The sequence below is a fragment of the Marinobacter azerbaijanicus genome (genome assembly GCF_030250645.1).
Taxonomy (GTDB): domain Bacteria; phylum Pseudomonadota; class Gammaproteobacteria; order Pseudomonadales; family Oleiphilaceae; genus Marinobacter; species Marinobacter azerbaijanicus.
This window is the reverse complement of sequence record NZ_JASSVS010000001.1, coordinates 728,492-750,993: the sequence shown is the minus strand read 5'-3', so window position 1 is coordinate 750,993 and position 22,502 is coordinate 728,492. Positions and strand designations below refer to the sequence as shown.

Below are 22,502 nucleotides of genomic sequence, written 5' to 3'. Positions count from 1 at the left end.
TTATGCCTCTTCACGAAAAAGTCTGGGTTCTTGCCAAATCCTTGTGGTTGTTCGTTTTTTATAAGTTTTTCCACGTAATGGGCAAAGGCGATAGCTGGTCCGCTGAGAAAAGAGACGATGTAGTCGTATCCCTTACAACCTATGGACGTAGATTGTCGTCCGTTCATCTCACTGTCTACTCGCTACTACGCCAATCTGTTTGTCCGTCCTCAATCTATCTGTGGCTTTACCAGGGAGATATTCCAAAGGAAGGTTTGCCTGCAGCTTTGAAGGCACTGGAAAAAAAGGGACTTACAATTCGGATTGTTGGGGAAAATCTTCGTTCCTACAAAAAAATTGTACACACCTTTGAGCTTGCCGAAACCAGGGGGTGTCGGTTTGTCGTGACTGCGGACGACGATGTCTATTACCCGAAATGGTGGCTTGAGAGGTTGCTGGAAAAGGCGGAATCCAACCCCGATTTTGTCTGGTGTTACCGGGGGCACATCATTGAATTTGTAGGCAATGGTGAGCTCAAGCCATACAGGGAATGGGCTCTCGCAGATCGGCAGCGTGTTTGTGGCAACAATCTCTTGCCCGTTGGGGTTTCGGGTGTCTGTTACCCCATTGAATCTCTGAAAGGTGTTAATGACCGTGACAGGTTTTTGTCCCTGGCACCTACAGCAGATGATTTGTGGCTGAAGTGTGTAACCACCTCAAACGGCTATTCCGCGCGACTGGTAAAAGATCAGAGCGTCCACTTTGTTCCTGTTGTTACTTCGTTGCGCCCGCCGGAAAAAGGGCTTGAGAAAGTGAACGTACTGGAAGACGGTAACACACGAACGTTGAGCTTGCTGATGAGGCATTTCGGCTTTGGATCAGAGGATTTTGTGTGAAGATTATTTATCTGCATCAGTACTTTGTGACGCCTGAGATGAGTGGTGGTACCCGTTCCTACGAAATGGCCCGAAGAATGGTGGCGGCTGGCCATGAGGTGCATATGGTAACTTCGCTGACGGACGGAGCTGAGTATGAGAAAGAATGGATACAGGAGTCGATCGAAGGCATTAACGTGCACTGGCTTCCCGTCCCGTATGACAACACTATGAATTATGCGCGACGCCTTATCGCATTCAGCCGTTTTGCTCGTGCAGCTGGTAATTATGCTACCAAATTGGGTGGTGATGTTGTCTTTGCAACGAGCACACCGCTGACAATCGCTATTCCAGCTGTTAAAGCCAGTAGAGCACTTCGAGTGCCGATGGTTTTTGAGGTCCGTGATTTATGGCCAGAACTACCAATCGCTATGGGTGCGCTGAATTTTCCTTTTGCGAAAGGCCTTGCTCGACGGCTGGAACGATGGGCTTACAGCCACTCTGACCGCGTTATAGGTCTGTCTCCGGGTATGTGTGAAGGCGTGGCCAAGGCTGGTTTTCCCGCTAAAAATACGGTGTGTATCCCTAACAGCTCTGATGTTGAACTCTTTCGTGTGCCGGATAGCGAAGGCCACCGTTTTAGAGCAGAGCGGGAATGGCTTGGGAATCACAAGCTGGTTATCTATGCGGGAACATTTGGCCGAATTAATGGGGTTGGGGCCTTGGTTGATATTGCGGCCGAAATGAAAGTGATTGATCCAGATGTGAAGTTTTTGGTTGTTGGCAAGGGTGCTGAGTACGATCTTGTGAGATATAAGGCTCGGGAGAAAGGTGTCCTTGGAAGCAACTTCTTTATGGAAGATGCTATCCCTAAATCCGAGATTCCTGCATTGTTCAATGCGGCAACGGTTTGCACCTCTTTGTTTATTGGCCTCGAACCGATGTGGAATAACAGCGCTAACAAATTCTTTGATGCGTTGGCTGCCGGCCGTCCAGTAATGATCAATTATGGAGGCTGGCAGAGCAAGTTGTTGAGAGATAATCAGGCGGGTATTACTGTACCTAACGACGATCCCAAGGCAGCCGCAGAAAAACTGTACGACTATCTGCAGGACGAGCCAGGTCTGGAGCAAGCGGGGCACAATGCCCTTCGTCTGGCAACAGAGGATTTTTCAAGAGACAAGCTTGCAGCTCAGTTGATCGGTGTGCTTGAAGGTGTCGCGGCTGAACGCCATGTTTAAACGTATTTTTGATTTCTGCATCGCATTGCTTGCCTTGGTACTTCTGGCACCAGTAATTTTGGTTGTTTCATTTCTGATTGCTGTAAAACTGGGCCGCCCTGTTTTTTTCCGGCAAACCCGCCCCGGGATAAACGGCGATCCCTTCAATATGGTGAAGTTCAGAACCATGGTAGATGCCCGTAATGAAAACGGTGAGCTTTTGCCTGATGCAGAGCGAATGACTCGTTTCGGGTCTTTCCTGAGAAAAACAAGCCTGGATGAACTACCGGAACTCTGGAACGTGTTGAAAGGTGAGATGAGTCTGGTTGGTCCCAGGCCACTATTGATGGAGTACTTGCCACTTTATTCAAATGAGCAGTTCCGCCGCCATGAGGTGCGTCCTGGGGTGACAGGCTGGGCCCAGGTCAATGGCCGAAATGCTATTTCCTGGGATGAGAAGTTCAAGTTGGATGTATGGTATGTGGACCACCAAAGCTTTTTGTTGGATATAAAGATTCTTTTTCTAACCGTAAAAAAAGTATTGGCGAGGGACGGAGTGAGTGGCGAAGGAGAGGCAACAATGAGTAGATTCACTGGAAACTCTGACGAATGAAATGTCTCGCTATTCTGGGTGCGAGTGGCCATGGCAAAGTCGTCGCTGACGCAGCTGAGTGCAGTGGTTGGGATACAATTCGCTTTTTCGATGATGCATGGCCCGCGCTGACTTCTAATGGCCGTTGGTCTGTTGTTGGCAATAGTGCGGATTTTCTGGACAACCTGAGAAGCTTCGATGGCGTTGTTGTGGCCATTGGTGACAACCGAACCCGCCAAAGGAAGCTTCAAGAGCTCGACGCTGCTGGAGCTAACATTGTTTCTGTCATCCACCCTTCTGCGACGGTTAGCCAGTATGTGAAGCTTGGTGTGGGGTCTGTTGTATTTGCAAACGCAGTGATTAATGCTGATACGGTAGTTGGACCGGGAGCCATCATAAATACCGGTGCTGTCATAGAACACGATTGTTGTTTGGATAACTGCACACACGTTAGTCCCAACGCTACGCTGGCAGGCGGCGTCACGTTAGGCGAGCTGGCGTGGGTCGGCGCTAACGCATGCGTAAGACAATTGGTGACCGTTGGCGCCGGTGTGGTAGTTGGCATGGGAAGTGTTGTTATTCGCGATGTAGATCCCGAGCAGACAGTGGTTGGGAGTCCCGCCCGCCCCCTATAGCCGTGGTTGCACTTTTGAATCAAAAAGGCGTCAGAATGCTGAATACACCATTTTCTCCCTGGCCTTCCTACACTCAAGAAGAGGCTAATGCGGTTTCCCGCGTGCTGCTCTCCAACCGAGTGAATTACTGGACCGGCCAGGAATGTCGTAAATTCGAGCGTGAATTCGCGGAATTTGCCGGCACTGATTATGCCGTTGCAGTTGCCAACGGCACGGTGGCACTCGATCTTGCCCTGAAAGGATTAGGTATTGGCGCTGGTGATGAAGTTATTGTCACTTCCCGAACTTTCCTGGCATCGGTAACGTGTATTGTTAATGCAGGTGCCTGGCCAGTATTTGCAGACGTGAATTCTGATTCCCAGGTGATTACCGCAGAGACGGTTGCCCCATTGATCACCGAGAAGACCAGGGCGATTATCGCTGTCCACCTTGCGGGCTGGCCCTGTGATATGGATAGCCTGAATGAACTGGCGTGCCGCCATGACCTGTCGGTAATAGAGGACTGCGCGCAAGCCCATGGAGCAACCTACAAGGGTAAACCGGTAGGTTCTCTCGGGCACGTTGCGGCCTGGTCTTTCTGCCAGGACAAGATAATGACCACCGGCGGTGAGGGTGGCATGGTGACCACAAATGACCGTGAACTGTGGTCACGCATGTGGTCCTACAAAGACCATGGTAAAAGCTGGGATGCGGTCTATGAGCGAGAGCATCCGCCAGGCTTTCGGTGGCTGCACGAAAGTTTTGGTACGAACTGGCGGATGACTGAAATGCAAGCTGCCATTGGCCGGATTCAGTTGCGACGTATGCCAGAGTGGACTGAACGCCGCCGCGCGAATTGCGAATCTATTTGGCAGGCAGCAAGAGAGTGTAATGGGCTGCGTGTGCCTGATGTTCCTGAGGATATCGGCCATGCTGGGTATAAGTGCTATGTTTTTGTAGAGCCTGTAGCCCTGAAACGTGGTTGGGACAGGGATAGAGTGCTCTCTGAAATTGTTGGTGCAGGTGTACCATGTTTTTCAGGTTCCTGCTCGGAAGTCTATTTTGAAAAGGCAATTAGTGAGGCGGGTATGGCTCCAGCGCAACGTTTGCCAGTAGCTAGCGAGCTGGGGAGAACCAGCTTGATGTTTTTGGTTCACCCTACGCTGACAGCTGACGAAATCCAGCTCACATGCGAGGTGCTGGTGCGAGTGATGGAGGAGGCTGCCGGTTGAGCAGGGACAAGTTGGTAATGCGCGGAAATAGCAATCCGTTGATCAGGGTGTTCCTGAATCTCCCTCGATTGCATAAACGTGTTATTTCTGTACTGTCAGACGCCTTTTTTCTGTTCTTTGCGTTCTGGGCGGCTTTTGCATTAAGGCTGGAGCAGCAAAACTGGTTGCCGAACTATGACCAGTTTCTGGTGTGTCTGGTCACCGTCGTTGTGACTATCGGCGTCTTTATCAAGCTTGGGTTGTACCGGGCAGTCATTCGTTATCTCAGTGATAAAGCCTTCCTGACAATCGTTTACGGGGTCATGGCCTCGGCCCTTTGCATGATTGTGCTTGGGTACCTGATGCAGGTATTCATACCCAGGTCAGTCCCTATCATTTACGGCGCATTGGCATTCATGTTTGTAAGTGGCACCCGTCTGGGTGTGCGGATGATTGTTAACCACCCCAAACAAAGAGCCAAAGAGGCCGTTGCTATTGTTGGGGCTGGTGAAACGGGTATGCAGTTGGCGTCTGCTCTTGAGCAAGGCACGGAGTACCGGCCGGCAGTTTTCGTGACATTTGACCGGGCAAACCATAAGTCCACCATCAATGGTCTGCCGGTGATGAGCATTAATCACATCGCCAAGCATTTGCCCAAGCATCGAGTACAGCGAATTTTGCTGGCACTGGACGAAGATACCAAGATTGATCGCAAGAAGTTGCTGAAGCAACTGGAGCCGTTATCGATTCCAGTTCAGACAGTCCCCTCTATGTCAGAGCTGGTGGCCGGTCAGGCTCGGATCAATGATATCCGGGATCTGGAAATTGAAGATCTGCTGGGGCGGGACCCGGTTCGGCCGGATTCTGCAGTTGTAGCCAAGAGCCTGTACCAGAAGTCCGTGATGGTTACCGGTGCCGGAGGTTCAATCGGTTCGGAGCTGTGCCGCCAGATCATTCGCCACCGCCCGCGTTCGCTGGTGCTCTTCGAGCAGTCCGAGTTTTCCCTGTATGCCATCGAACGGGAGCTGAGTTCCATCAACCAGATTGAAGGGCTGGGGGTGGAGCTGCACCCGCTGCTTGGTAACGTAAACCATCGGCGCCGTTGTGAAACTGTGATGAGGGCGTTTGGTGTTCAGACGGTTTATCACGCCGCGGCCTATAAGCATGTGCCGTTGGTGGAACACAATGTCATTGAAGGGATTCAGAACAACGTATTTGGCACCTGGCACACTGCCGAAGCGGCCGTTGCTGCTGGTGTTGAACGGTTCGTGTTGATTTCAACAGACAAGGCAGTACGTCCCACCAATGTGATGGGTGCCAGCAAGAGGCTGGCGGAGCTGGTGTTGCAGGCGTTGGCACAACGGCAGCAGAAGACGGTTTTCTCCATGGTCCGCTTTGGTAACGTGCTTGGTTCCTCCGGTTCCGTGGTGCCCCTGTTCCGGGATCAGATTCGCGATGGCGGCCCGATTACCGTCACCCATCCGGATATTATCCGTTACTTTATGACCATCCCCGAAGCCAGCCAGCTTGTGCTGCAGGCAGGCAGTATTGGCGTGGGCGGCGAAGTGTTTGTGCTGGATATGGGAGAGCCGGTGAAAATTGCGGACCTGGCCCGGAAGATGATTCATCTGATGGGGCTCGAAGAGAAAACCGAGGACGACCCCAGTGGTGATATTGAAGTGGTCTATACCGGTTTGCGCCCCGGAGAGAAGCTTTTCGAAGAGCTGCTGATTGGTGACGACCCCCAGGGCACCTCGCACCCCCGAATCATGATGGCGCGGGAAGTGTCTCTGGCCTGGGAGCAGGTGGAAGAATTCCTCAGCCAGCTTCAGCGTGCCAGCCAGACGTTCGATTGCAGTGCGGTGATAGAGGTACTGAAAAACGCGAAGACCGGTTATGCACCGAACGGCGATCTGGAAGACCTGGTTTGGTGTAACGGCCAGTCGGATATTGCCGCTGCCGGGCAACAGGATGATTCGAAGGTGCGCCGCCTGTCAGTGTAGGGGTAGGTCGGATTAGCCGAAGGCGTAATCCGACATCATGTAGCCTGCACTTTGGGTGGCTGGCCCGGCGGCAGGGGTACCTTTTCTTTGGAAAAAGAACTCGCTTCGCTCAGACACCTTTTTCTGGCAGAAAAGGTACCCCCACCGCCGAGCCGATCGAACCTTCGGAGGGCGTGTCAGGTGACGAGAAAAAACGGTTCTGACTAGCTACAACATAATTAAATTTAAAAGCAGGATTGCTGTTTAATGTCTGAAAATATTGTCTGGCATCACCAGAAAGTCACCCGCGCGGATCGCGCTTCCATCAAGAACCAGAGCCCCTGTCTGTTGTGGTTCACCGGCCTGAGTGGTTCCGGCAAGTCCACCATTGCCAATGCGCTGGATGTGGCCCTGTTCGAGCGCGGTTACCACACCTTTCTGTTGGACGGCGACAATGTCCGCCACGGGCTGAACAAGGATCTTGGGTTTTCCGATGAAGACCGGGTTGAGAACATTCGCCGTATTGGCGAGGTGAGCAAGCTGTTTACCGATTCCGGCGTGATTGTGCTCAGCGCGTTTATTTCTCCGTTCACCAGCGATAGGCGCTTGGTGCGTAATCTGTTTCCGGCGGGGGAGTTTATTGAAGTGTTCATGGACACACCACTTGAGACCTGCGAACAGCGGGATCCGAAGGGGCTGTATGAGAAGGCCAGGGCCGGCAAGATCAAGCACTTTACAGGCATTGATTCGCCCTATGAAACTCCGGAACGCCCGGAAGTTCGTCTGGACACCTCGAAGATGTCGGTTGATGACTGTGTGAACCGTTTAATCAGCTACCTGCTGGATCGGCAACTGATCTTTACCCCCTCCCACGCTCCCGGAGCATAAGTCCCTATGGCATGGGAAGCCATTGTTACCCTGCTAACCCTGTTTACGGTTCTTGCTGCGCTGGTGATTACCCGGGTGTCGGCCGATCTGGTGTTGATGGCGGCCCTGGCCTTCCTGCTGATAACCGGCATTCTGGGGCCGGTTGAGGCGTTGGCGGGTTTCGGTAACCCGGGTGTGATTACCATTGCAACGCTTTATGTGGTGGCCGCTGGCCTGAAGGAAACCGGGGCGGTGCAGTGGATTGCCCGTTTGCTGCTGGGGCACCCCAAAACCGAAAACGGCGCTCAACTGCGTATGCTGGTACCCACTGGTATTCTCAGTGGTTTTATGAACAATACTGCCGTTGTGGCGATGTTTATCCCCGCCATTCAGGACTGGGCCCAACGCTTGGGTATTCCGTCCTCCCGCCTTCTCTTGCCCCTGAGTTACGCTGCCATTCTGGGGGGCACCTGCACGCTGATCGGTACCAGTACCAATCTGGTGGTGGATGGCATGCTGCAGACACGGCTGGGGATTAACCTGGGGCTGTTCGAGCTGGCCTGGGTGGGTGTGCCGTTGTTGCTGGTAGGTGGATGTTATCTGGTTCTGGTGGCTTCCCGTATTCTGCCGGACCGCGGCGGCATGAAGGAAGAGCTGGAGCAGGTTCGGGAATACGGCGTTGAGGTTGAAGTGGACGCTACCGGGCCTCTTGTAGGCAAGACAGTGGCCCAGGCCGGTCTGCGGGCACTGAATTACGGCTACCTGACGGAGATCGACCGGGGTGGCCGGCTGATTACGGCGGTGGAGCCGGACCGGATGCTGCAGCCTGGCGACAAGCTGTATTTTGTGGGGGCGCCGGAGTGCGCCAGTGAGCTGCGCCGGATTCAGGGCCTGAAACCCGCCCAGGCCAGTATCCAGAAGCTGGATCTGGCCAACCATCAGCGCTGCCTGGTGGAGGTGGTTCTGGGCCAGGAATTCCCGGCCTTGGGCAAGACGGTGCGGGAAAGTCGTTTCCGTACCCGCTTCAATGCGGCAATCCTGTCCGTTTCCCGCGAGGGTAAACGTGTGCCGGGGAAGCTGGGGGATATTACCTTCAAAATGGGGGACACCCTGTTGCTGGAGGCCAGCCATCAGTTTGTGGAGCAGTATCGGTTCCGCCGGGACTTTCTGCTGGTCAGCGCCCTTAACGATTCCACGCCACCGGATTTTCACCGGGCGCCCCGGGCGCTTGGCATTCTGTTGTTGATGGTTCTGGCCAGTGCTTCGGGCCTGCTGCAGATTATTGCAGCCGCTTTTCTGGCCGCCGGTGCGATGATCATGACGGGTTGTATCACTGCCAGCCGTGCCCGCCGCAGTGTGGATCTGCCGGTGCTGGTGGTGATTGCCGCTTCGTTTGCCCTGGGTACCGCCATGACCGAGACGGGCGGGGCACAGTGGGTGGCTACCAGCTTGCTGGGCCTTTTCGGCCCGTTGACGCCCTGGCTGGCGCTGGCGCTGGTTTATATACTGACCGCCGCCTTCACCGAAGCGATTACCAACAACGCGGCTGCGGTGCTGATGTTTCCCATTGCGTTAGCGGTGTCTGAGCAGTTGGGCGTAAATTTCCTGCCCTTCGCGGTAGCGGTGATGTTCGCCGCCTCAGCCTCGTTCATTACCCCTTTGGGCTACCAGACCAACCTGATGGTCTACGGCCCAGGCCGCTACCAGTTCATGGACTATGTCCGCCTGGGCTTCCCACTGAGCCTGCTGGTAGGCGCAACAGCCATCTCCCTGATCCCCTTCGTCTGGGGGTTTTGACTGGGCTATCCGTAGGTCGGATTAGCCAAAGGCGTAATCCGACACCCGTTAGCCTGATAGGTGTGGAGCCTGGCCCGGCGGCAGGGCTACCTTTTCTTTGGAAAAAGAACTCGCTTCGCTCAGACACCTTTTTCTGGCAGAAAAGGTACCCCCACCTCCGGGCCGATCGAGCTTTTGAGGGCATCTCCCATAAGTCGAATTAGGCCCATCGGATCGTAATCCGACAACCACGCAAGTCCCGGGATATGTGGTAAATTTCTTGGAAGCCATATCGGGCAGAAGTGGTTGTTGAAATTTGCGAGGACTGCATGCCAGTAATTTTCAGGTATCAAGGTTTCAAGTTCTTTTTTTACTCGAATGAAGGTAATCCGCTAGAGCCAGCTCATATTCATGTTCGTGCAGCGGGCAAAGAAGCAAAGTTCTGGCTATCGCCTTCAGTATCTTTGGCGCGGAATGATGGTTTTGATGCCCGAACGATTCGGGTATTGTTGGAGGTGACGGAACAAAATCAGAAATTGTTAGAGGGTGCTTGGCATGACTATTTCGCCTGAAAAAGCTTGGTTCGATGAGGACAATCTCTGGGTCATGCTTTCGGACGGTCGCACAATAGGTGCTCCGCTGGCTTGGTTTCCTCGTCTGCTTCACGCTGACCAGAACGCCCGGGATGACTTTGAGCTGAGCGTTTATGGCATTCACTGGGACTCGCTGGATGAAGATATCAGCGTTCGGGGCTTGTTGGCAGGGCAGGGCGATCAAACACATTCCAAGCGAGGCCACGCCGCCTGATTTTCGAAGCCTGAGATTGTTGATTGTTTAATGCCGATCTGCTCAGCTGTTTTTTTTGCTGAGTCAGTTTTTTGTCGGTGCGTGCATTTTTTAACGCCTGGGCGAGTAGTTTGGGTGATGTGATTTTCATGTTTATCCCCTTTGGAGGATATTTTCAGTTTATCCTTTTGTCGCTATAGCCTGATAGGTATGGAGCCTGGCCCGGCGGCAGGCGCACCTTTTCTTTGGAAAAAGAACTCGCTTCGCTCAGACACCTTTTTCTGGCAGAAAAGGTACCCCCACCCCCGGGCCGATTCTGGCTTTGTGGGTGACTTTTGCGTTTGTCGGATTACGGCCCGGAGGGCCTAATCCGACCTACGTTGGCATTGTCGGCATTGGGAGTTGTAGGTCGGATTAGGCGAAGCCGTAATCCGACAAGCACCTGGAGAACGGTCTTTAAATAACAAGGAAGGTTGTAATGATCGACATAAAACACCACGGAGCGGTGACAGGCGTAACCGGTTCCTGCCACGAACTGGTTGTTGGCAACTCCGGAATTCTGATTGATTGCGGCCTTTTCCAGGGCGAGGAAGCCGGGAACGGCGCCAATGCCTCGGACCTTTCCATTGATTTTCCCATCGGCCACATCCGTGCGCTGGTGGTTACCCATGTGCACATCGACCATGTGGGGCGGATTCCCTATCTGCTTGCGGCCGGTTTCGAGGGGCCGATTATCTGTTCCGAGCCTTCGGCCATTATGCTGCCGGAGATTCTTGAGGATGCCCTGAAAATTGGCTTCACCCGCGACCGGGCGTTGATTGAGCGGGTGCTGGGGCTGATTCGGTCCCGGATTGTGCCGGTGCCTTACGGGCAGTGGCATTCGGTGTTTGATGGTAAGGACGAATCGCTTTCCGTGCGTTTGCAGAGGGCAGGGCACATTCTGGGTTCGGCCTATGTGGAATGCGAAGCGGAGTGCGGCGGCGAGTTCGAGCGGATTGTGTTCAGTGGCGACCTTGGTGCACCCCATGCGCCGTTGTTGCCAGAGCCACAGCCGCCGGAGCGGGCGGACCGGGTGGTGATTGAGAGCACCTACGGTGACAAGGATCACGAGAGCCGGGAAGACAGGCGTTATCGGCTCAAGGCCGTGTTGGAGCATGCGCTTGCGGATGGCGGCACGGTGTTGATTCCGGCGTTCAGTATTGGGCGGACGCAGGAGTTGTTGTATGAGATTGAGGGGTTGATTGGGGAATTTGGCAAGGGGTCTGACCCCTTGGGGTCAGACCCCATAACTACTGAGACCTGGAACAACCTCGAAATCGTTGTCGACTCCCCCCTCGCCGCCACCTTCACCCGAATCTACCGCGATCTGAAACCCTTCTGGGATGCCGAAGCCATAGAGCTGGTCAACCAGGGCCGGCACCCGCTGTCTTTCGAGCAACTCACCGTTATCAACTCCCACGAAGACCACCTCAACGCCGTCGACTACCTGGCAGAATCACACCGTCCTTGCGTGGTGCTGACGGGCTCTGGTATGTGCGCCGGTGGCAGAGTAGTGAATTATCTCAAGGCCATGCTGGCGGATGAGCGCAATGATGTGCTGTTCGTGGGTTACCAGGCGAAAGGGACTCCGGGGCGGGACATTCTGAAATACGGGCCCCGTGGCGGTTGGGTGGAGCTGGATTGCGAGCGGTACGATATCCGCGCACAAATACATCAGGTGGGTGGTTATTCGGCCCACGCGGGGCAGTCGGATCTGGTGCGGTTTATGAGTGGTATTGAGGTGCCGCCCTCGGAGATCCGGATTGTTCACGGGGATGCCGGTGCTAAGCGGGCTTTAAAAAACATACTCAACGGCAACCTGAACTCTAACATTCTTATTCCGGGCTGAATCGCGTTATTTCAAGTTCTATGGTGAAGCAGTATCTTCAGATAGAATGACTTACTACGTTTGAATTTGGAAAAGATAGCCATGAATCAGATTATTGAACAGGCTCAACAGGGTATAGAGCGTTTGTGTCTGGAGCACCACGTCAAATACCTGGCTGTGTTTGGATCTGCTACAAGTGGCTCATTCACCCCCGAGAGTGATGTGGATTTACTTGTTGAGTTTGAAGAGGGCTTATCGGCTCGCGAATATTCTTCAGACTATTTCGGCCTGAAAGCCGGCTTGGAAGCCATTCTTGGACGAGATGTGGACTTGGTAACCGTCAACTCGCTAACCAATCCTTATTTCCGCGATACCGTTATGTCAGAGCAACAGGCGCTCTATGCAGCATGAAGCATTGAAGTATCTTTATGACATCAAGGTTGCTGCTGAGAAGATACAGCGTTTCACGCGGAGTAAAGGGGAATCGGACTACCTTGCTGATGAGTTGTTGCAGTCCGGGACAGAGCGCCAATTTGAAATCATAGGCGAGGCAATTGGCCAACTGTACAAGCTGGATTCTGCCGTAGCCGAAAAAATTCCTGATTTCAGAAAGATGATTTCCTTTCGCAACATCTTGATTCACGGTTACGCCAGCGTGGACCCGGTTATTGTTTGGGGTGTGGTGGAAGAAAATCTGTCGGACTTGCTGGCATGTGTCGAGAATATGCTTGGAGATGATTAGGTGATCATCGCCTTACGCAGAACACTTTAAACCTTTGGTAAACGGAATGTGATCTATGAAAAAAATCGCCGTAGTCGGCCTTGGATATGTCGGCCTGCCGTTGGCAGCAGCGTTCGGGGAAAAGCGCGAGATTGTTGGTTTTGATATCAACGCAAAGCGCATTGCGGAATTGAAGGACGGCGTGGACTTTACCCGCGAGGTTTCCAGGGAGGAACTGGCCGCTTCCAAGGGATTGTCATTTGCCGATTCCCTGGAAGGTATCCGCGATTGCCAGATCTATATTGTGACCGTTCCCACGCCGATTGATGAGTTCAAATCTCCGGATTTAACACCGTTGGTTAAAGCCAGTGAGAGTGTGGGTAAAGTGCTCAAGCGCGGCGATATTGTTATTTATGAATCCACAGTTTATCCCGGCGCCACGGAAGAGGTTTGTGTTCCCATTCTTGAAAAGGTGTCCGGGCTTGTTTTCAACCAGGACTTCCATGCCGGTTACAGCCCGGAACGCATTAATCCCGGTGATAAAGAGCACCGTGTGACGACCATTAAAAAGGTCACTTCTGGCTCGACACCGGATATTGCCACGGAAGTGGATGAACTTTATGCCGGTATTATTACCGCGGGTACCCATAAGGCCAGTTCCATCAAGGTGGCCGAAGCGGCCAAGGTAATAGAGAACACCCAGCGTGATTTGAATATTGCGTTGATGAATGAGTTATCGATGATCTTTTCGAAACTTAGAATCGATACCCATGAAGTGATTGCCGCCGCTGCCACCAAGTGGAACTTCCTGCCCTTCAAGCCGGGCCTGGTGGGTGGCCACTGCATTGGTGTGGACCCGTACTACCTGACCCACAAGGCCCAGGCCATTGGCTATCACCCGGAGATCATCCTGGCGGGCCGCCGGGTAAACGATAATATGGGCCCCTACGCGGCATCTGAACTGGTGAAGGCCATGATCAAGGCAGGGCATACCATAGCCCGTGCCCGTGTGCTGATTATGGGTTTTACATTTAAAGAAAATTGTCCCGATTTGCGTAATACCCGCGTAATTGATGTGGTTAAAGAGCTTTCTGAATTCGGTTGTAAAGTGGACGTAACGGATTGCTGGGCAAACAATGAAGAAGCTGAGCATGAGTATGGTATTTCATTACATCCGGACCCGGAGAAAGGGCAATACGATGCGCTGTTGCTTGCGGTACCACATCGGGAATATGCGGAGCGTTCATCCGGTGAACTTCGGGAATACCTGAAAGATAATGGTGTATTATTTGATCTGAAGGGTGTTCTGCCGTTAGGTGAGGCGGATTTGCGCCTGTAATCCTGATTGTTGCTTAAATAAAAAAACCAGCCTTCGGGCTGGTTTTTTTATGGGTTGGTGATCTGTAAATGAATTATTTTGCCATGAACTACATTATCAATTATTATCTGTTTCGACTTTTGGTCATTTTAATCGCAGGAAATCTAATAAGGGTTTATCTCCATGGCAAAGATTAACGATTACTACCAGAAAAAACAGCTTATGGAAAAGCTCTCTGAAGAACTGGCGAAACTGGAACAGGACCAGGCCCTGAAAGGCGAACTTGAGTTTGAAAACAAGGTTCGCAATCTTATGAAGGAATATGACAAATCGCCGAAAGACGTTCTTCAGATTCTGGGTGCTATTGATCCGTCCATTGCTGGCGCCAAGGCTGACACATCAACGGGCAGCCGTCCCAAGCGCCCCATGAAGACCTACAAGAACCCGCACACCGGCGAAGTGGTTCAGACCCGTGGTGGTAACCACAAGGTTCTGAATGAGTGGCGGAAGAAGCATGGGAAGGAAACTGTGCAGAGTTGGCAGCAGGATTGATTGGGTTTTAGATTTAGCCGTGGTGTCGGGTTACGGCTTCGCCTAACCCGACCTACGTAGGTCGGATTAGCGCCGCCAGGCGGTGCGTAATCCGACAATCAATTCCCGCAAAATACGAACATTATCCGTCATCCCCAAACACCACCACCCGATTCCTCCCTCCTTCCTTTGCCGCATACAACGCCTCATCCGCTTGCTGTAACCACTGCATGTGGTTTTCCGGTCCGTCGGTTAATGGCGCGATGCCGATGCTGACGGTGTACTGGATGGGTGCTGCGGTGGTCTGTACGGTGCTGTTCTGGATGGATTCGCGGATGCGTTCGCAGATCACCACTGCCCCCTCAGGGTCGGTTTCCGGCAGGATGATGCCGAATTCCTCGCCGCCGTAGCGGCCGGGGCTGTCGGACTGGCGGAGGTTGTTTTTCATGACTCTGGCGGTGTACTTGATGACTTCGTCGCCGGCCAGGTGGCCGTAGGTGTCGTTGACCGGCTTGAAGTGATCAATGTCGAACATCACCAGGCAGGTGGGGTGGCCGTAGCGGCGGTAGCGCTCGAATTCTGCGTCGATGAGGTTTTCCCAGGTGCCACGGTTGAGCAGTCCGGTGAGACGGTCTGTCATGCTCAGTTTGGCAAGCTGTTCGTTGGCTTTTTCCAGTGCCCGTTTGCTGGTGGCTATGTCGGTGACGTCGTAGACCATCAGGCATATTTTCTCGACCCTGCCGTCGGGCCCCGAGAGGGGGCTGATGGTCAGGTTCTGGAACATAAAGTCTTCGGTACCGGTGATGGGCCGGGTGTTGCGAAAGCGGAACAGGAACGGGCGCTGCTCCCAGGAGGTAAAGGCCCGGGTATTGAGCATGGCCACGGAGTCCACCTTGCGGGCCAGCCAGGCTTTGGGGATGTCCGGGAAGACGTCAAACAGCACCTGTTCGCGGATTCTGCTGGCGGTGATGCCGCTGTGGTGTTCCATGAACCCGTTCCAGGCCTGCACGCGGAAGTCCAGGTCCAGCACCACCAGGCCAACCTCGACGGACTCCAGCATGTCGATGAGCCAGTGGAAGGTGCCTGCTTCTATTTCGTTCATCGCCATGGTTAATCCACCAGATACTGCAGCCGTTGTTCAAGGAAGGGTACCGAGTCTTCCGTGAACAGTACCAGCATGTCGCAACTGATGTCCCTGTCTTCCAGCTCGTAGCTGATCTCAATGCAGAGCAGTTTTTGCTGGCGTGCACTGTGGTGCTCCAGCAGGTCTCCTATCTGCCTGTGCTGGCCAAGCACCGTGGGGTGGCCCAGGCCGAGTTTCAGGTCCAGTTGGTCGCCGATGCCCTTGAGAAAAGCGCCGAAGAGGATGCTGGACATGTCCATCAGTACCTCTACCTGGAGGTTTTCGGCCTCCAGGTCTTCGTAGTGAAGCAATTCGGCCATCTCGTTGAAGCTGGCGTCGGCGAACAGTAGCAGCGCCTCGCCAGCAACCCCGGCCCCGGTGAACCCCTGGCACACGGCGGAGTAGCTGCTGTCATCCTGGGCGGCGGAGATGGCCATGCTGAGTTCGGAGCGGGCGATCATTTCCACCCGGGGGATGGGTTGCCTGACGAAAACCTTCAACAGCCGTGCCAGCAGGTCCGATGAACGGCCCATGGCCACATTGGCAATTTCCTGGAGGTATTCATTCAGGTTGATGGTGGCTTCTTCATCGGCTGGCTGTTCTTCGGATATCTGGCTGTCTGGCTCCAGATCCTCAGGCCGAAGAAAGCCATAGTCCTGCAGCAGCTTCAGTACCAGATTGGTGTCTGTTGGCTTCCTGATGAAGTCGATGGCGCCCAGTTTGCGCACCCGTGCCCTGGCTTCGGGCTGGATGTCGCCGGAGACCACAATCGTCAGCACGGGCAGATCTTCCTTCAGCACCGTTTCCAGCACCTGGAAGCCGTCCATCTCCGGCATGTTGAGATCCAGGAACATCAGTTCACCGGCACCTGCACGGAGCTTCTCGACAGCATCGCGGCCATCGACGGCGAAGGTAACCTCGGCGTTCCAGTTAGCGGGCAGGGCGCGGGCCATTTGCTTGCGGGCAAGGGAGGAATCGTCGCAGATGAGAACGCGGGTGGTCATGGATGCTCCGGTTATTCTTTTCGCCAGTATAGCAGTGGCCCTTCCGAATTCTATGCCCTGTGATCTATCTCACTCTATTGGCCCTGGCGCCTGGGATATAGTGTCTCTGCGGTAACACGCTGTAACAATAATAATAACTGCCACTAACAATAATAACCGCGGGCAGCAAGGCCGGGCGTCGGATGGCAAGGCCTACAAAATAAATCAGAGACACAAAACTATGAGACAGGATGCTTGTTGGTATGCTGTCCCTCTCACCATCTGCCTGGGTATTTCGCCTGTTGCCCTGGCAGAAATGGAGCCTATTTCCGATAAGGAAATGAGCCAGGTGCAAGGGCAGGCAATGATGTCGGTAGATAATGTGGCGGGAGATACCCATCAGTTTACCCGCGTAACACTTGGTATTGATGTCGAGACCCGCCTCAACGTCGACGGTGTAGTGATGGGCGGGGATGATACCGGTGCAGACCTGGATATCGACCACTTGGCGCTGGGCCATTATGTCCGGGACGATACCCGGGTGCAGATTGACGGGAACACCCACGCCGTGGATGAGGTGGTTCCGTTTGAAGGTGTCGAGCCCTATCTGGAACTGGCGGAGCGGGATGGCAAGCTTTCCGGCTTTCGTTTCGGCCTGAACCAGGCGCGGGGCACGCTCTCAGGGGAGATTGCCAGCTTCAGTGGCAACCTGGGCCTGAAAATCTACGATGCCAATAACAACCCGGTGGATGCGGCCCTGTTCGATGAATTTGGCGCACCTACCAACCACCGGGCCACCAAGATAGGCCTGGCAGCGGCTGACGGCACCTGCAGCAGTTGCGTCCCGCTGACGAACCTGCTTTCCATGGATGTTGGCGTGGATAATGGCGACGGCACCGTTGGGTTTACCGAAGACCTGTTCCTGGCGTTTCAGCGTGAGTCTGTGGACTGGCGGGATCTGGACGGCACCGGTGCGATCCAGGGGCCGGAGGGCGTGTTCCTTAACCTGCCGACCAGTATGACGCTGGATATGCAGACGCTGCAGGATGGGGTACAGCGGGAGCGTACCCATTATGTGGATCGCGGTACCGGGATGTTTTGATTACACTAGCCTGCATCCGACCCATTAACGCAATGCAGGAGTCCTCTCGGTGATCCGCTCTTTCTACTGGCACGACTACGAAACCTTCGGTGTCGACCCCATACACGATCGCCCTTCCCAGTTTGCCGGCGTGCGCACCGACGCGGACCTGAATATCATTGAAGATCCGCTGGTTATCTATTGTGCGCCAGCGGATGACTACGTGCCCTCGCCGGAAGCCTGTCTGATTACCGGCATTACCCCGCAAAAGGCCCTGGAAGACGGCTATCCCGAAGCGGAATTCATCGCTCAGATCAACGAGGCCTTCAGCCAGCCCGGCACCTGCTCCGTGGGTTACAACAGCCTGCGCTTTGACGACGAAGTGACCCGCCACACCCTGTACCGTAACCTTCGCGACCCGTACGCCCGGGAATGGCAGAACGGTAATTCCCGCTGGGACATTATCGACATGGTGCGGCTGACCTACGCCCTGCGGCCGGAAGGCATCAACTGGCCGAAGAAAGAGGACGGCAGCCCCAGTTTCCGGCTGGAAGAACTTACCAGGGCCAATGGCATCGCCCACGAAGCGGCTCACGATGCCATGTCGGACGTGGAAGCCACCATTGTCGTGGCAAAGCTGATCAAGGAAAAGCAGCCCAGACTGTTCGACTTCGTGCTGCAGAACAAGGACAAGCACTCCGCCCGCGCCATGCTGGATACCGCCAGCATGAAGCCTGTATTCCATGTATCCGCCAAGTACCCCGCTACCCGTGGCTGTTGTGCCATGGTGGCGCCGGTGGCGGATCATCCCACCAACAGGAACCTGGTGATTGTTTACGACCTGCGAGAGGACCCCAGCGAGCTGATCCACGCCACCGCTGAGCGGATCCGTGAGCGGGTGTTCACTTCCCAGGCGGATCTGGAAGAGGGAACCAGCCGGTTTCCTCTCAAAGGTGTGCAGTTGAACAAGTGCCCGGTGCTGGCCCCGGCGACCATGTTGAAGTCACTTTCCGAGGAACGGCTGGCGGAACTGGAGCTGGACGGCGACAAACTGCGGCAACACCTGGCCATCCTCCGCAAGGCCCCGGACCTGCCGGCCAGAATCGCCCAGGCCTTCGACCAGCCCCACGAAGGCGACCTGACCGACCCGGACGAACAACTCTACGCCGGCGGCTTTATCAGCAAGACTGACCGTGAAAAGCTCAACTGGCTGCTGCAGCAACCGGTGGAAACCCTGGGGGAGCAGGAGGTGCAGTTTGAAGACAGCCGGCTGGACGAGCTGCTGTTTCGCTATCGGGCGAGGAACTACCCGAATACGCTGATCGGCGAGGAGATGGAACGCTGGGAGGAATTCCGCAGCCAGCGCCTGATGAACCCGAAAAAAGGGTGGCGGTCACTGGAGGCGTTTGCCAAGGAATTACAGCGGCTTGCGGCGGATCCGGAACTGACGCCGGAGAAGCGGCATGTTCTGGAGGAGTTGCATTTGTATGGGGAGTCTTTGATTCCTTATGTATAAGGATGTTGGCCCCCTCTCCCCCGGCCCCTCCCCCTCGAGGGGGGAGGGGAGCTTATAGGTTTGAGTTATGCGGGCATCTCTCTTTAGCCCCTCTCCCCTCGCGGGAGAGGGGTTGGGGAGAGGGGGCGCTGAGTACAATCCAGTGAATCGGGCAGGAAGCCCGCCAGTCATTCAAGGAAGAACCATGCACCAGAAACAATTCGCCAAACACCTCCGTCAGAACATGACCGAGGCCGAACATCGCCTCTGGTACCATCTCCGTGCCTACCGCCTCAATGGCAAACGCTTCCGCCGCCAGCAACCCCTTGGGCCTTACATTGTTGATTTCGTGCACTTTGGTTCAAAGGTGATCGTCGAGGCCGATGGAGGGCAACATAATGATTCGGTCAGTGACCAGGCAAGGGATACCTGGTTGCGCAGTCAGGGTTACACGGTACTGAGATTCTGGAATCACAAGATATTGGCACAGACGGATGTGGTGTTGGGGGTGATATATGGGGAGGTGGAGAAGCGTGAGCAATGACTATTGACTCCCCCTCTCCCCAACCCCTCTCCCGCGAGGGGAGAGGGGCTGGGGCGGTCCGACGTATCGGAGAGGGGGAGTGCTGGTATTGCTCCTGTATTTGCCCGACACCGGCCCTGGTGCGAGAATGATTAAAACGCCATCCAGACAGGAGGCATAAGGTGTTGCAAACAGTGGAAGCATTGATTGACGAGCAGGGCCATATACAGTGGCTCGAGAAGGTATCTATAAAGGGATCCCGTAGAGTTTTGATTACTTTGTTGGACGATGACGAATCTCAGGAAGAGGTTCTGGTCGCTGCAGAGTCTGCGCTGAAAGATGATTGGCTCAAGGATGAGGAAGATGAAGCATGGGAGCATTTAAAAAAGGAAGTGTAGTACTGATCAGGTTTCCGTTTTCAGACTTGACCAGTCAAAAACTTCGCCCAGCCGTTGTTATTGCCGGTATAGGGCATGGTGACTATGTGTTGTGCCAGATTACTAGCAAGCCTTACGATTCAGAGGCCATTGAATTAATTGAGGAGGAGTTTGCAAAGGGATCTTTGCAAAGAGTTAGCTATGCTCGACCGGGCAAATTATTTACGGCGAATAGCTCTATTTTGCTCAAGGAGATTGGTGAGCTTAAAAGCGGGGTGGTGCACCGATTGGTAGAAGCGGTGGTTGAGGTTGTTCGTGGGTGATTGCCCCGCCCCCTCTCCCCAACCCCTCTCCCGCGAGGGGAGAGGGGGCGAGGGCTAAGCCCTCAGCATAAAACTCACCGCCGCCGCTGAAAATAAACACTCAGCCCTTGGCCCATCAAACTCTGCACCTCACTGCCCAGCGCCTCGGCCTGGATCTGCTTCTGCACCGGCTTTGTCGCAAGGCTCTGGCCGTCGGTATCACGTGCCTTGACCAGCTTCCACTCCACCTCATTACTCACCATCGCCATCAGTTCCTTTAACTGGCTGGCGTCCTGCTCGCTGAACCAGCGGTCCCGGCAGCCGCCCAGGCCGTAGAAGTCGGTCTCTGACAACAGCGCCTGCCACATTGGGTCCTGGCGGTTGGTCAGTACCATTTTGCGGAGCTGGCGCAGGGCAGTGCGGGTGGGCTTGAGGTTGTGTTGGGCGATCAGTCGGCGGATCTGCTTGTCGCCGTCGGTCTGTTCGTTGACGGCGGTGTGCATGTGCACCACCGCGCCGTTTCCGGTGGCGGAGCTGACCAGGGCTGCCAGGGAGACGTCGTCCATTTTTGCCGAGGGCAGGCGGCCGATTTCGATCCAGTGCACCTTGTGGTCATCGGCTACAAACCGCTGGGCGATGGACCAGGGCCAGAAGACGATGTTGTGGATATCCATCTCAGCGGCCAGCCGGGTTGCCTTGGCGATGTTGGCCAGGGACTCGTCCACGGCGATCACTTCAACATCTTTCAAGTAGTGCGCCAGTTCCATGGCGCGCTGGCCGGACTGGGCCCCGCAGACCATGATGCGAAGCGTGTCGGGCAGTTGCTCGGTGTTCATGCCCAGTTCCGTGGCCATCATGGTTTTCAGGCTGGTTTCGGCGCGGTAGGCCAGTTTGGACCAGTTGGGCCAGGCCTGGGGTACGTCGGTTTTCTCCAGGCACAGTTCTTCGGCTTTTTCGTCAAAATTCTGTTTGATGGCTTCTTCCGAGGCGCGGTTATAGTAGCTGGCCGCCATCAGTGTCTGCAGGGCGACCGGCCAGTCCACCAGGTTCCAGCGGCCAAGCTGCACCGCAAAGCGCTGGTGGAACATGGCGCCGTACAGGGCGCTGATGATCAGGGATCCGATCATGGCGTCCTGCTCTTCACCCATGGCCAGTTGTGCGCAGATGCTGTCGTTGATGGCGCAAACCAGACGTTCTTCATCGTCTTCCGCTGTCAGGGCGTAACCGGTGCGGTCTGCGTATACAGCCAGGGCCAGGGCCAATGGCTGGAGTTCATCCCGCAGTTCCACGGTTTGCGCGACTTCGGCAACGATGGCACGGCGAAGCAGGGTGACCAGCTCTTCCACGGCCGGGTCCGGCATCAGGGTTTTTTCCAGGGCCAGGATCAGAAGTTCGTCTTCGCTGGCGGCGTCCAGGGCTACCTGGGCGTTCGGGTTTTCCAGGTCGTACTGCTGGCGGATAATTGCCGCTACGAAGCGACCGATTTCCTGGTGGGGCAGGCCATCGTGGCATAACAGCAGGATGGCGTCCCGGGCCAGCTTTGAGTCCGCCTTTTGCACATCGAGGTGCTCGGCGCAGGTGAGCATGCCGCTGTAGATGGATGGCCACTCCAGGCCCAGTTCAAGCAGTTTGCGGTAATGCAGGTAGGCCACATCAAACTGGCCCTGCAGGCGCTTGGCATGGGCAACCCCGCAGAAAGCGGCGGCGGATTGCCGGTCCATCTCCAGAGCCTGGATGAAATACTGCTCTGCCAGTGCCGGGCGTTCCGATTTGATGGCCCAGTAGCCCAGGTTGGTAAACTGCTGTGGCTGCGCAGGGTCCTGGCTCAGACTGTCTGTAAACAGGGTATGGGCCTTCTCAAAGTGGCCGTCATCCAGCTCCACTCGTCCCAGCAACCCCAGCGCGTTGGCATTGCCTGGCTCCTGCGCCAGAATCTCGCCCAGATACCCCCGGCATTCGTGCCGCGCCTTGATGCGCTGAACCAGCGACACCGGCGTATTGGACTCGCCATAGGCCAGATTCGCCTGCAGCAGAAGTCGCGCGATATGAGCTTTTTGTGCATCGGTGGCGTGGATATTGTGCTGTGCTTGCATGGGACACCTCATAGAACCCGCCGCGGCAACCAGGCGGCAATGGTCTGCAGTTTTTTTGACGTTTTGCAGTGCTTTGAGGGAAAGGTAGCGAAACCCGTGCCAGTTTCTGGCCTATGGGGCTGGCCCGGGGGTGGGGATCCCTTTTCTTTGGAAAAAGAACTCGCTGCGCTCAGACACCTTTTTCTG

Annotated in this window: 24 protein-coding genes; 20 read left to right on the top strand and 4 right to left on the bottom strand. The window is 54.9% G+C overall.

Going from position 1 to position 22,502, the window contains the following annotated elements:
• Positions 1-2 precede the first annotated feature (2 nt).
• The 10 genes from QPM17_RS03435 (at position 3) to QPM17_RS03390 (ending at position 9,923) form a co-directional block, all read left to right on the top strand.
• The gene (locus QPM17_RS03435) at positions 3-875 is read left to right on the top strand and encodes a glycosyltransferase (protein WP_285388757.1); all 873 of its coding nucleotides are present in this window, start codon (positions 3-5) and stop codon (positions 873-875) included.
• Positions 872-2,095, top strand: coding sequence for a glycosyltransferase family 4 protein (locus tag QPM17_RS03430; protein ID WP_285388756.1), 1,224 nt, complete (start codon positions 872-874; stop codon positions 2,093-2,095). The genes QPM17_RS03435 and QPM17_RS03430 overlap by 4 nt, the downstream gene beginning before the upstream one ends.
• On the top strand, positions 2,088-2,687 hold the full coding sequence (locus tag QPM17_RS03425; protein WP_285388755.1) for a sugar transferase: 600 nt from the start codon (positions 2,088-2,090) through the stop codon (positions 2,685-2,687). The genes QPM17_RS03430 and QPM17_RS03425 overlap by 8 nt, the downstream gene beginning before the upstream one ends.
• The gene (locus QPM17_RS03420) at positions 2,684-3,301 is read left to right on the top strand and encodes an acetyltransferase (RefSeq protein WP_285388753.1); all 618 of its coding nucleotides are present in this window, start codon (positions 2,684-2,686) and stop codon (positions 3,299-3,301) included. Before QPM17_RS03425 ends, QPM17_RS03420 begins: the two co-directional genes overlap by 4 nt.
• A 35-nt stretch (positions 3,302-3,336) precedes the next feature.
• On the top strand, positions 3,337-4,512 hold the full coding sequence (locus QPM17_RS03415; protein ID WP_285388751.1) for a DegT/DnrJ/EryC1/StrS family aminotransferase: 1,176 nt from the start codon (positions 3,337-3,339) through the stop codon (positions 4,510-4,512).
• A 17-nt stretch (positions 4,513-4,529) separates the two neighbouring features.
• Positions 4,530-6,494 carry a polysaccharide biosynthesis protein gene (locus QPM17_RS03410; protein WP_285388749.1) on the top strand — a complete coding sequence of 655 codons (1,965 nt, stop codon included), beginning with the start codon at positions 4,530-4,532 and terminating at the stop codon, positions 6,492-6,494.
• A gap of 246 nt (positions 6,495-6,740) precedes the next feature.
• On the top strand, positions 6,741-7,361 hold the full coding sequence (gene cysC, locus QPM17_RS03405) for an adenylyl-sulfate kinase (RefSeq protein ID WP_285388747.1): 621 nt from the start codon (positions 6,741-6,743) through the stop codon (positions 7,359-7,361).
• A gap of 6 nt (positions 7,362-7,367) precedes the next feature.
• Positions 7,368-9,137 (top strand): SLC13 family permease, encoded by a 1,770-nt coding sequence (locus QPM17_RS03400; protein ID WP_285388745.1) that lies wholly within the window; start codon positions 7,368-7,370, stop codon positions 9,135-9,137.
• Between the two features lie 308 nt (positions 9,138-9,445).
• On the top strand, positions 9,446-9,688 hold the full coding sequence (locus QPM17_RS03395; protein ID WP_285388743.1) for a DUF4160 domain-containing protein: 243 nt from the start codon (positions 9,446-9,448) through the stop codon (positions 9,686-9,688).
• On the top strand, positions 9,672-9,923 hold the full coding sequence (locus tag QPM17_RS03390; protein WP_340365853.1) for a DUF2442 domain-containing protein: 252 nt from the start codon (positions 9,672-9,674) through the stop codon (positions 9,921-9,923). The genes QPM17_RS03395 and QPM17_RS03390 overlap by 17 nt, the downstream gene beginning before the upstream one ends.
• Here QPM17_RS03390 and QPM17_RS03385 read toward each other — a convergent pair.
• A complete protein-coding gene (locus QPM17_RS03385; RefSeq protein ID WP_285388809.1) occupies positions 9,856-10,053 on the bottom strand; it encodes a hypothetical protein in 198 nt (65 codons plus the stop codon). The two genes, QPM17_RS03390 and QPM17_RS03385, sit on opposite strands and share 68 nt — an antisense overlap.
• A gap of 327 nt (positions 10,054-10,380) precedes the next feature.
• Between QPM17_RS03385 and QPM17_RS03380 the strand changes: the two genes are divergently transcribed.
• The 5 genes from QPM17_RS03380 to QPM17_RS03360 all read left to right on the top strand — a co-directional run bounded on the left by QPM17_RS03380 (position 10,381) and on the right by QPM17_RS03360 (position 14,360).
• Positions 10,381-11,790, top strand: coding sequence for an MBL fold metallo-hydrolase (locus tag QPM17_RS03380; RefSeq protein ID WP_285388742.1), 1,410 nt, complete (start codon positions 10,381-10,383; stop codon positions 11,788-11,790).
• A gap of 81 nt (positions 11,791-11,871) precedes the next feature.
• Positions 11,872-12,180, top strand: a complete 309-nt coding sequence (locus tag QPM17_RS03375; protein ID WP_285388740.1) for a nucleotidyltransferase family protein — start codon at positions 11,872-11,874, stop codon at positions 12,178-12,180.
• Positions 12,170-12,511, top strand: coding sequence for a HepT-like ribonuclease domain-containing protein (locus tag QPM17_RS03370; protein WP_285388738.1), 342 nt, complete (start codon positions 12,170-12,172; stop codon positions 12,509-12,511). The genes QPM17_RS03375 and QPM17_RS03370 overlap by 11 nt, the downstream gene beginning before the upstream one ends.
• 55 nt (positions 12,512-12,566) lie before the next feature.
• On the top strand, positions 12,567-13,829 hold the full coding sequence (gene tviB / locus QPM17_RS03365) for a Vi polysaccharide biosynthesis UDP-N-acetylglucosamine C-6 dehydrogenase TviB (RefSeq protein WP_285388737.1): 1,263 nt from the start codon (positions 12,567-12,569) through the stop codon (positions 13,827-13,829).
• Between the two features lie 162 nt (positions 13,830-13,991).
• Positions 13,992-14,360 (top strand): histone-like nucleoid-structuring protein, MvaT/MvaU family, encoded by a 369-nt coding sequence (locus QPM17_RS03360; RefSeq protein ID WP_285388734.1) that lies wholly within the window; start codon positions 13,992-13,994, stop codon positions 14,358-14,360.
• Between the two features lie 121 nt (positions 14,361-14,481).
• On the opposite strand, the gene QPM17_RS03355 is transcribed toward QPM17_RS03360, so the two are convergent.
• The gene (locus tag QPM17_RS03355) at positions 14,482-15,447 is read right to left on the bottom strand and encodes a GGDEF domain-containing protein (protein ID WP_285388732.1); all 966 of its coding nucleotides are present in this window, start codon (positions 15,445-15,447) and stop codon (positions 14,482-14,484) included.
• Between the two features lie 2 nt (positions 15,448-15,449).
• Positions 15,450-16,466, bottom strand: coding sequence for a response regulator (locus tag QPM17_RS03350; protein WP_285388729.1), 1,017 nt, complete (start codon positions 16,464-16,466; stop codon positions 15,450-15,452).
• A 220-nt stretch (positions 16,467-16,686) separates the two neighbouring features.
• On the opposite strand from QPM17_RS03350, the gene QPM17_RS03345 reads away from it, so the two are divergent.
• From QPM17_RS03345 to QPM17_RS03325, 5 genes are all read left to right on the top strand, one after another.
• Positions 16,687-17,547, top strand: a complete 861-nt coding sequence (locus QPM17_RS03345) for a hypothetical protein (RefSeq protein WP_285388728.1) — start codon at positions 16,687-16,689, stop codon at positions 17,545-17,547.
• 49 nt (positions 17,548-17,596) lie between these two features.
• On the top strand, positions 17,597-19,042 hold the full coding sequence (gene sbcB, locus QPM17_RS03340; RefSeq protein ID WP_285388727.1) for an exodeoxyribonuclease I: 1,446 nt from the start codon (positions 17,597-17,599) through the stop codon (positions 19,040-19,042).
• Positions 19,043-19,226: 184 nt separating this feature from the next.
• A complete protein-coding gene (locus QPM17_RS03335) occupies positions 19,227-19,565 on the top strand; it encodes an endonuclease domain-containing protein (protein WP_285388724.1) in 339 nt (112 codons plus the stop codon).
• A gap of 173 nt (positions 19,566-19,738) precedes the next feature.
• Entirely contained in the window at positions 19,739-19,942 is a 204-nt protein-coding gene (locus QPM17_RS03330; RefSeq protein ID WP_285388721.1) for a hypothetical protein, read from the top strand.
• A complete protein-coding gene (locus QPM17_RS03325; RefSeq protein ID WP_285388720.1) occupies positions 19,915-20,244 on the top strand; it encodes a type II toxin-antitoxin system PemK/MazF family toxin in 330 nt (109 codons plus the stop codon). The genes QPM17_RS03330 and QPM17_RS03325 overlap by 28 nt, the downstream gene beginning before the upstream one ends.
• Before the next feature lie 74 nt (positions 20,245-20,318).
• Here QPM17_RS03325 and QPM17_RS03320 read toward each other — a convergent pair whose 3' ends face one another.
• Positions 20,319-22,316: a tetratricopeptide repeat protein gene (locus QPM17_RS03320; RefSeq protein ID WP_285388718.1), complete on the bottom strand. Its 1,998-nt coding sequence runs from the start codon at positions 22,314-22,316 to the stop codon at positions 20,319-20,321.
• Positions 22,317-22,502: the final 186 nt, after the last annotated feature.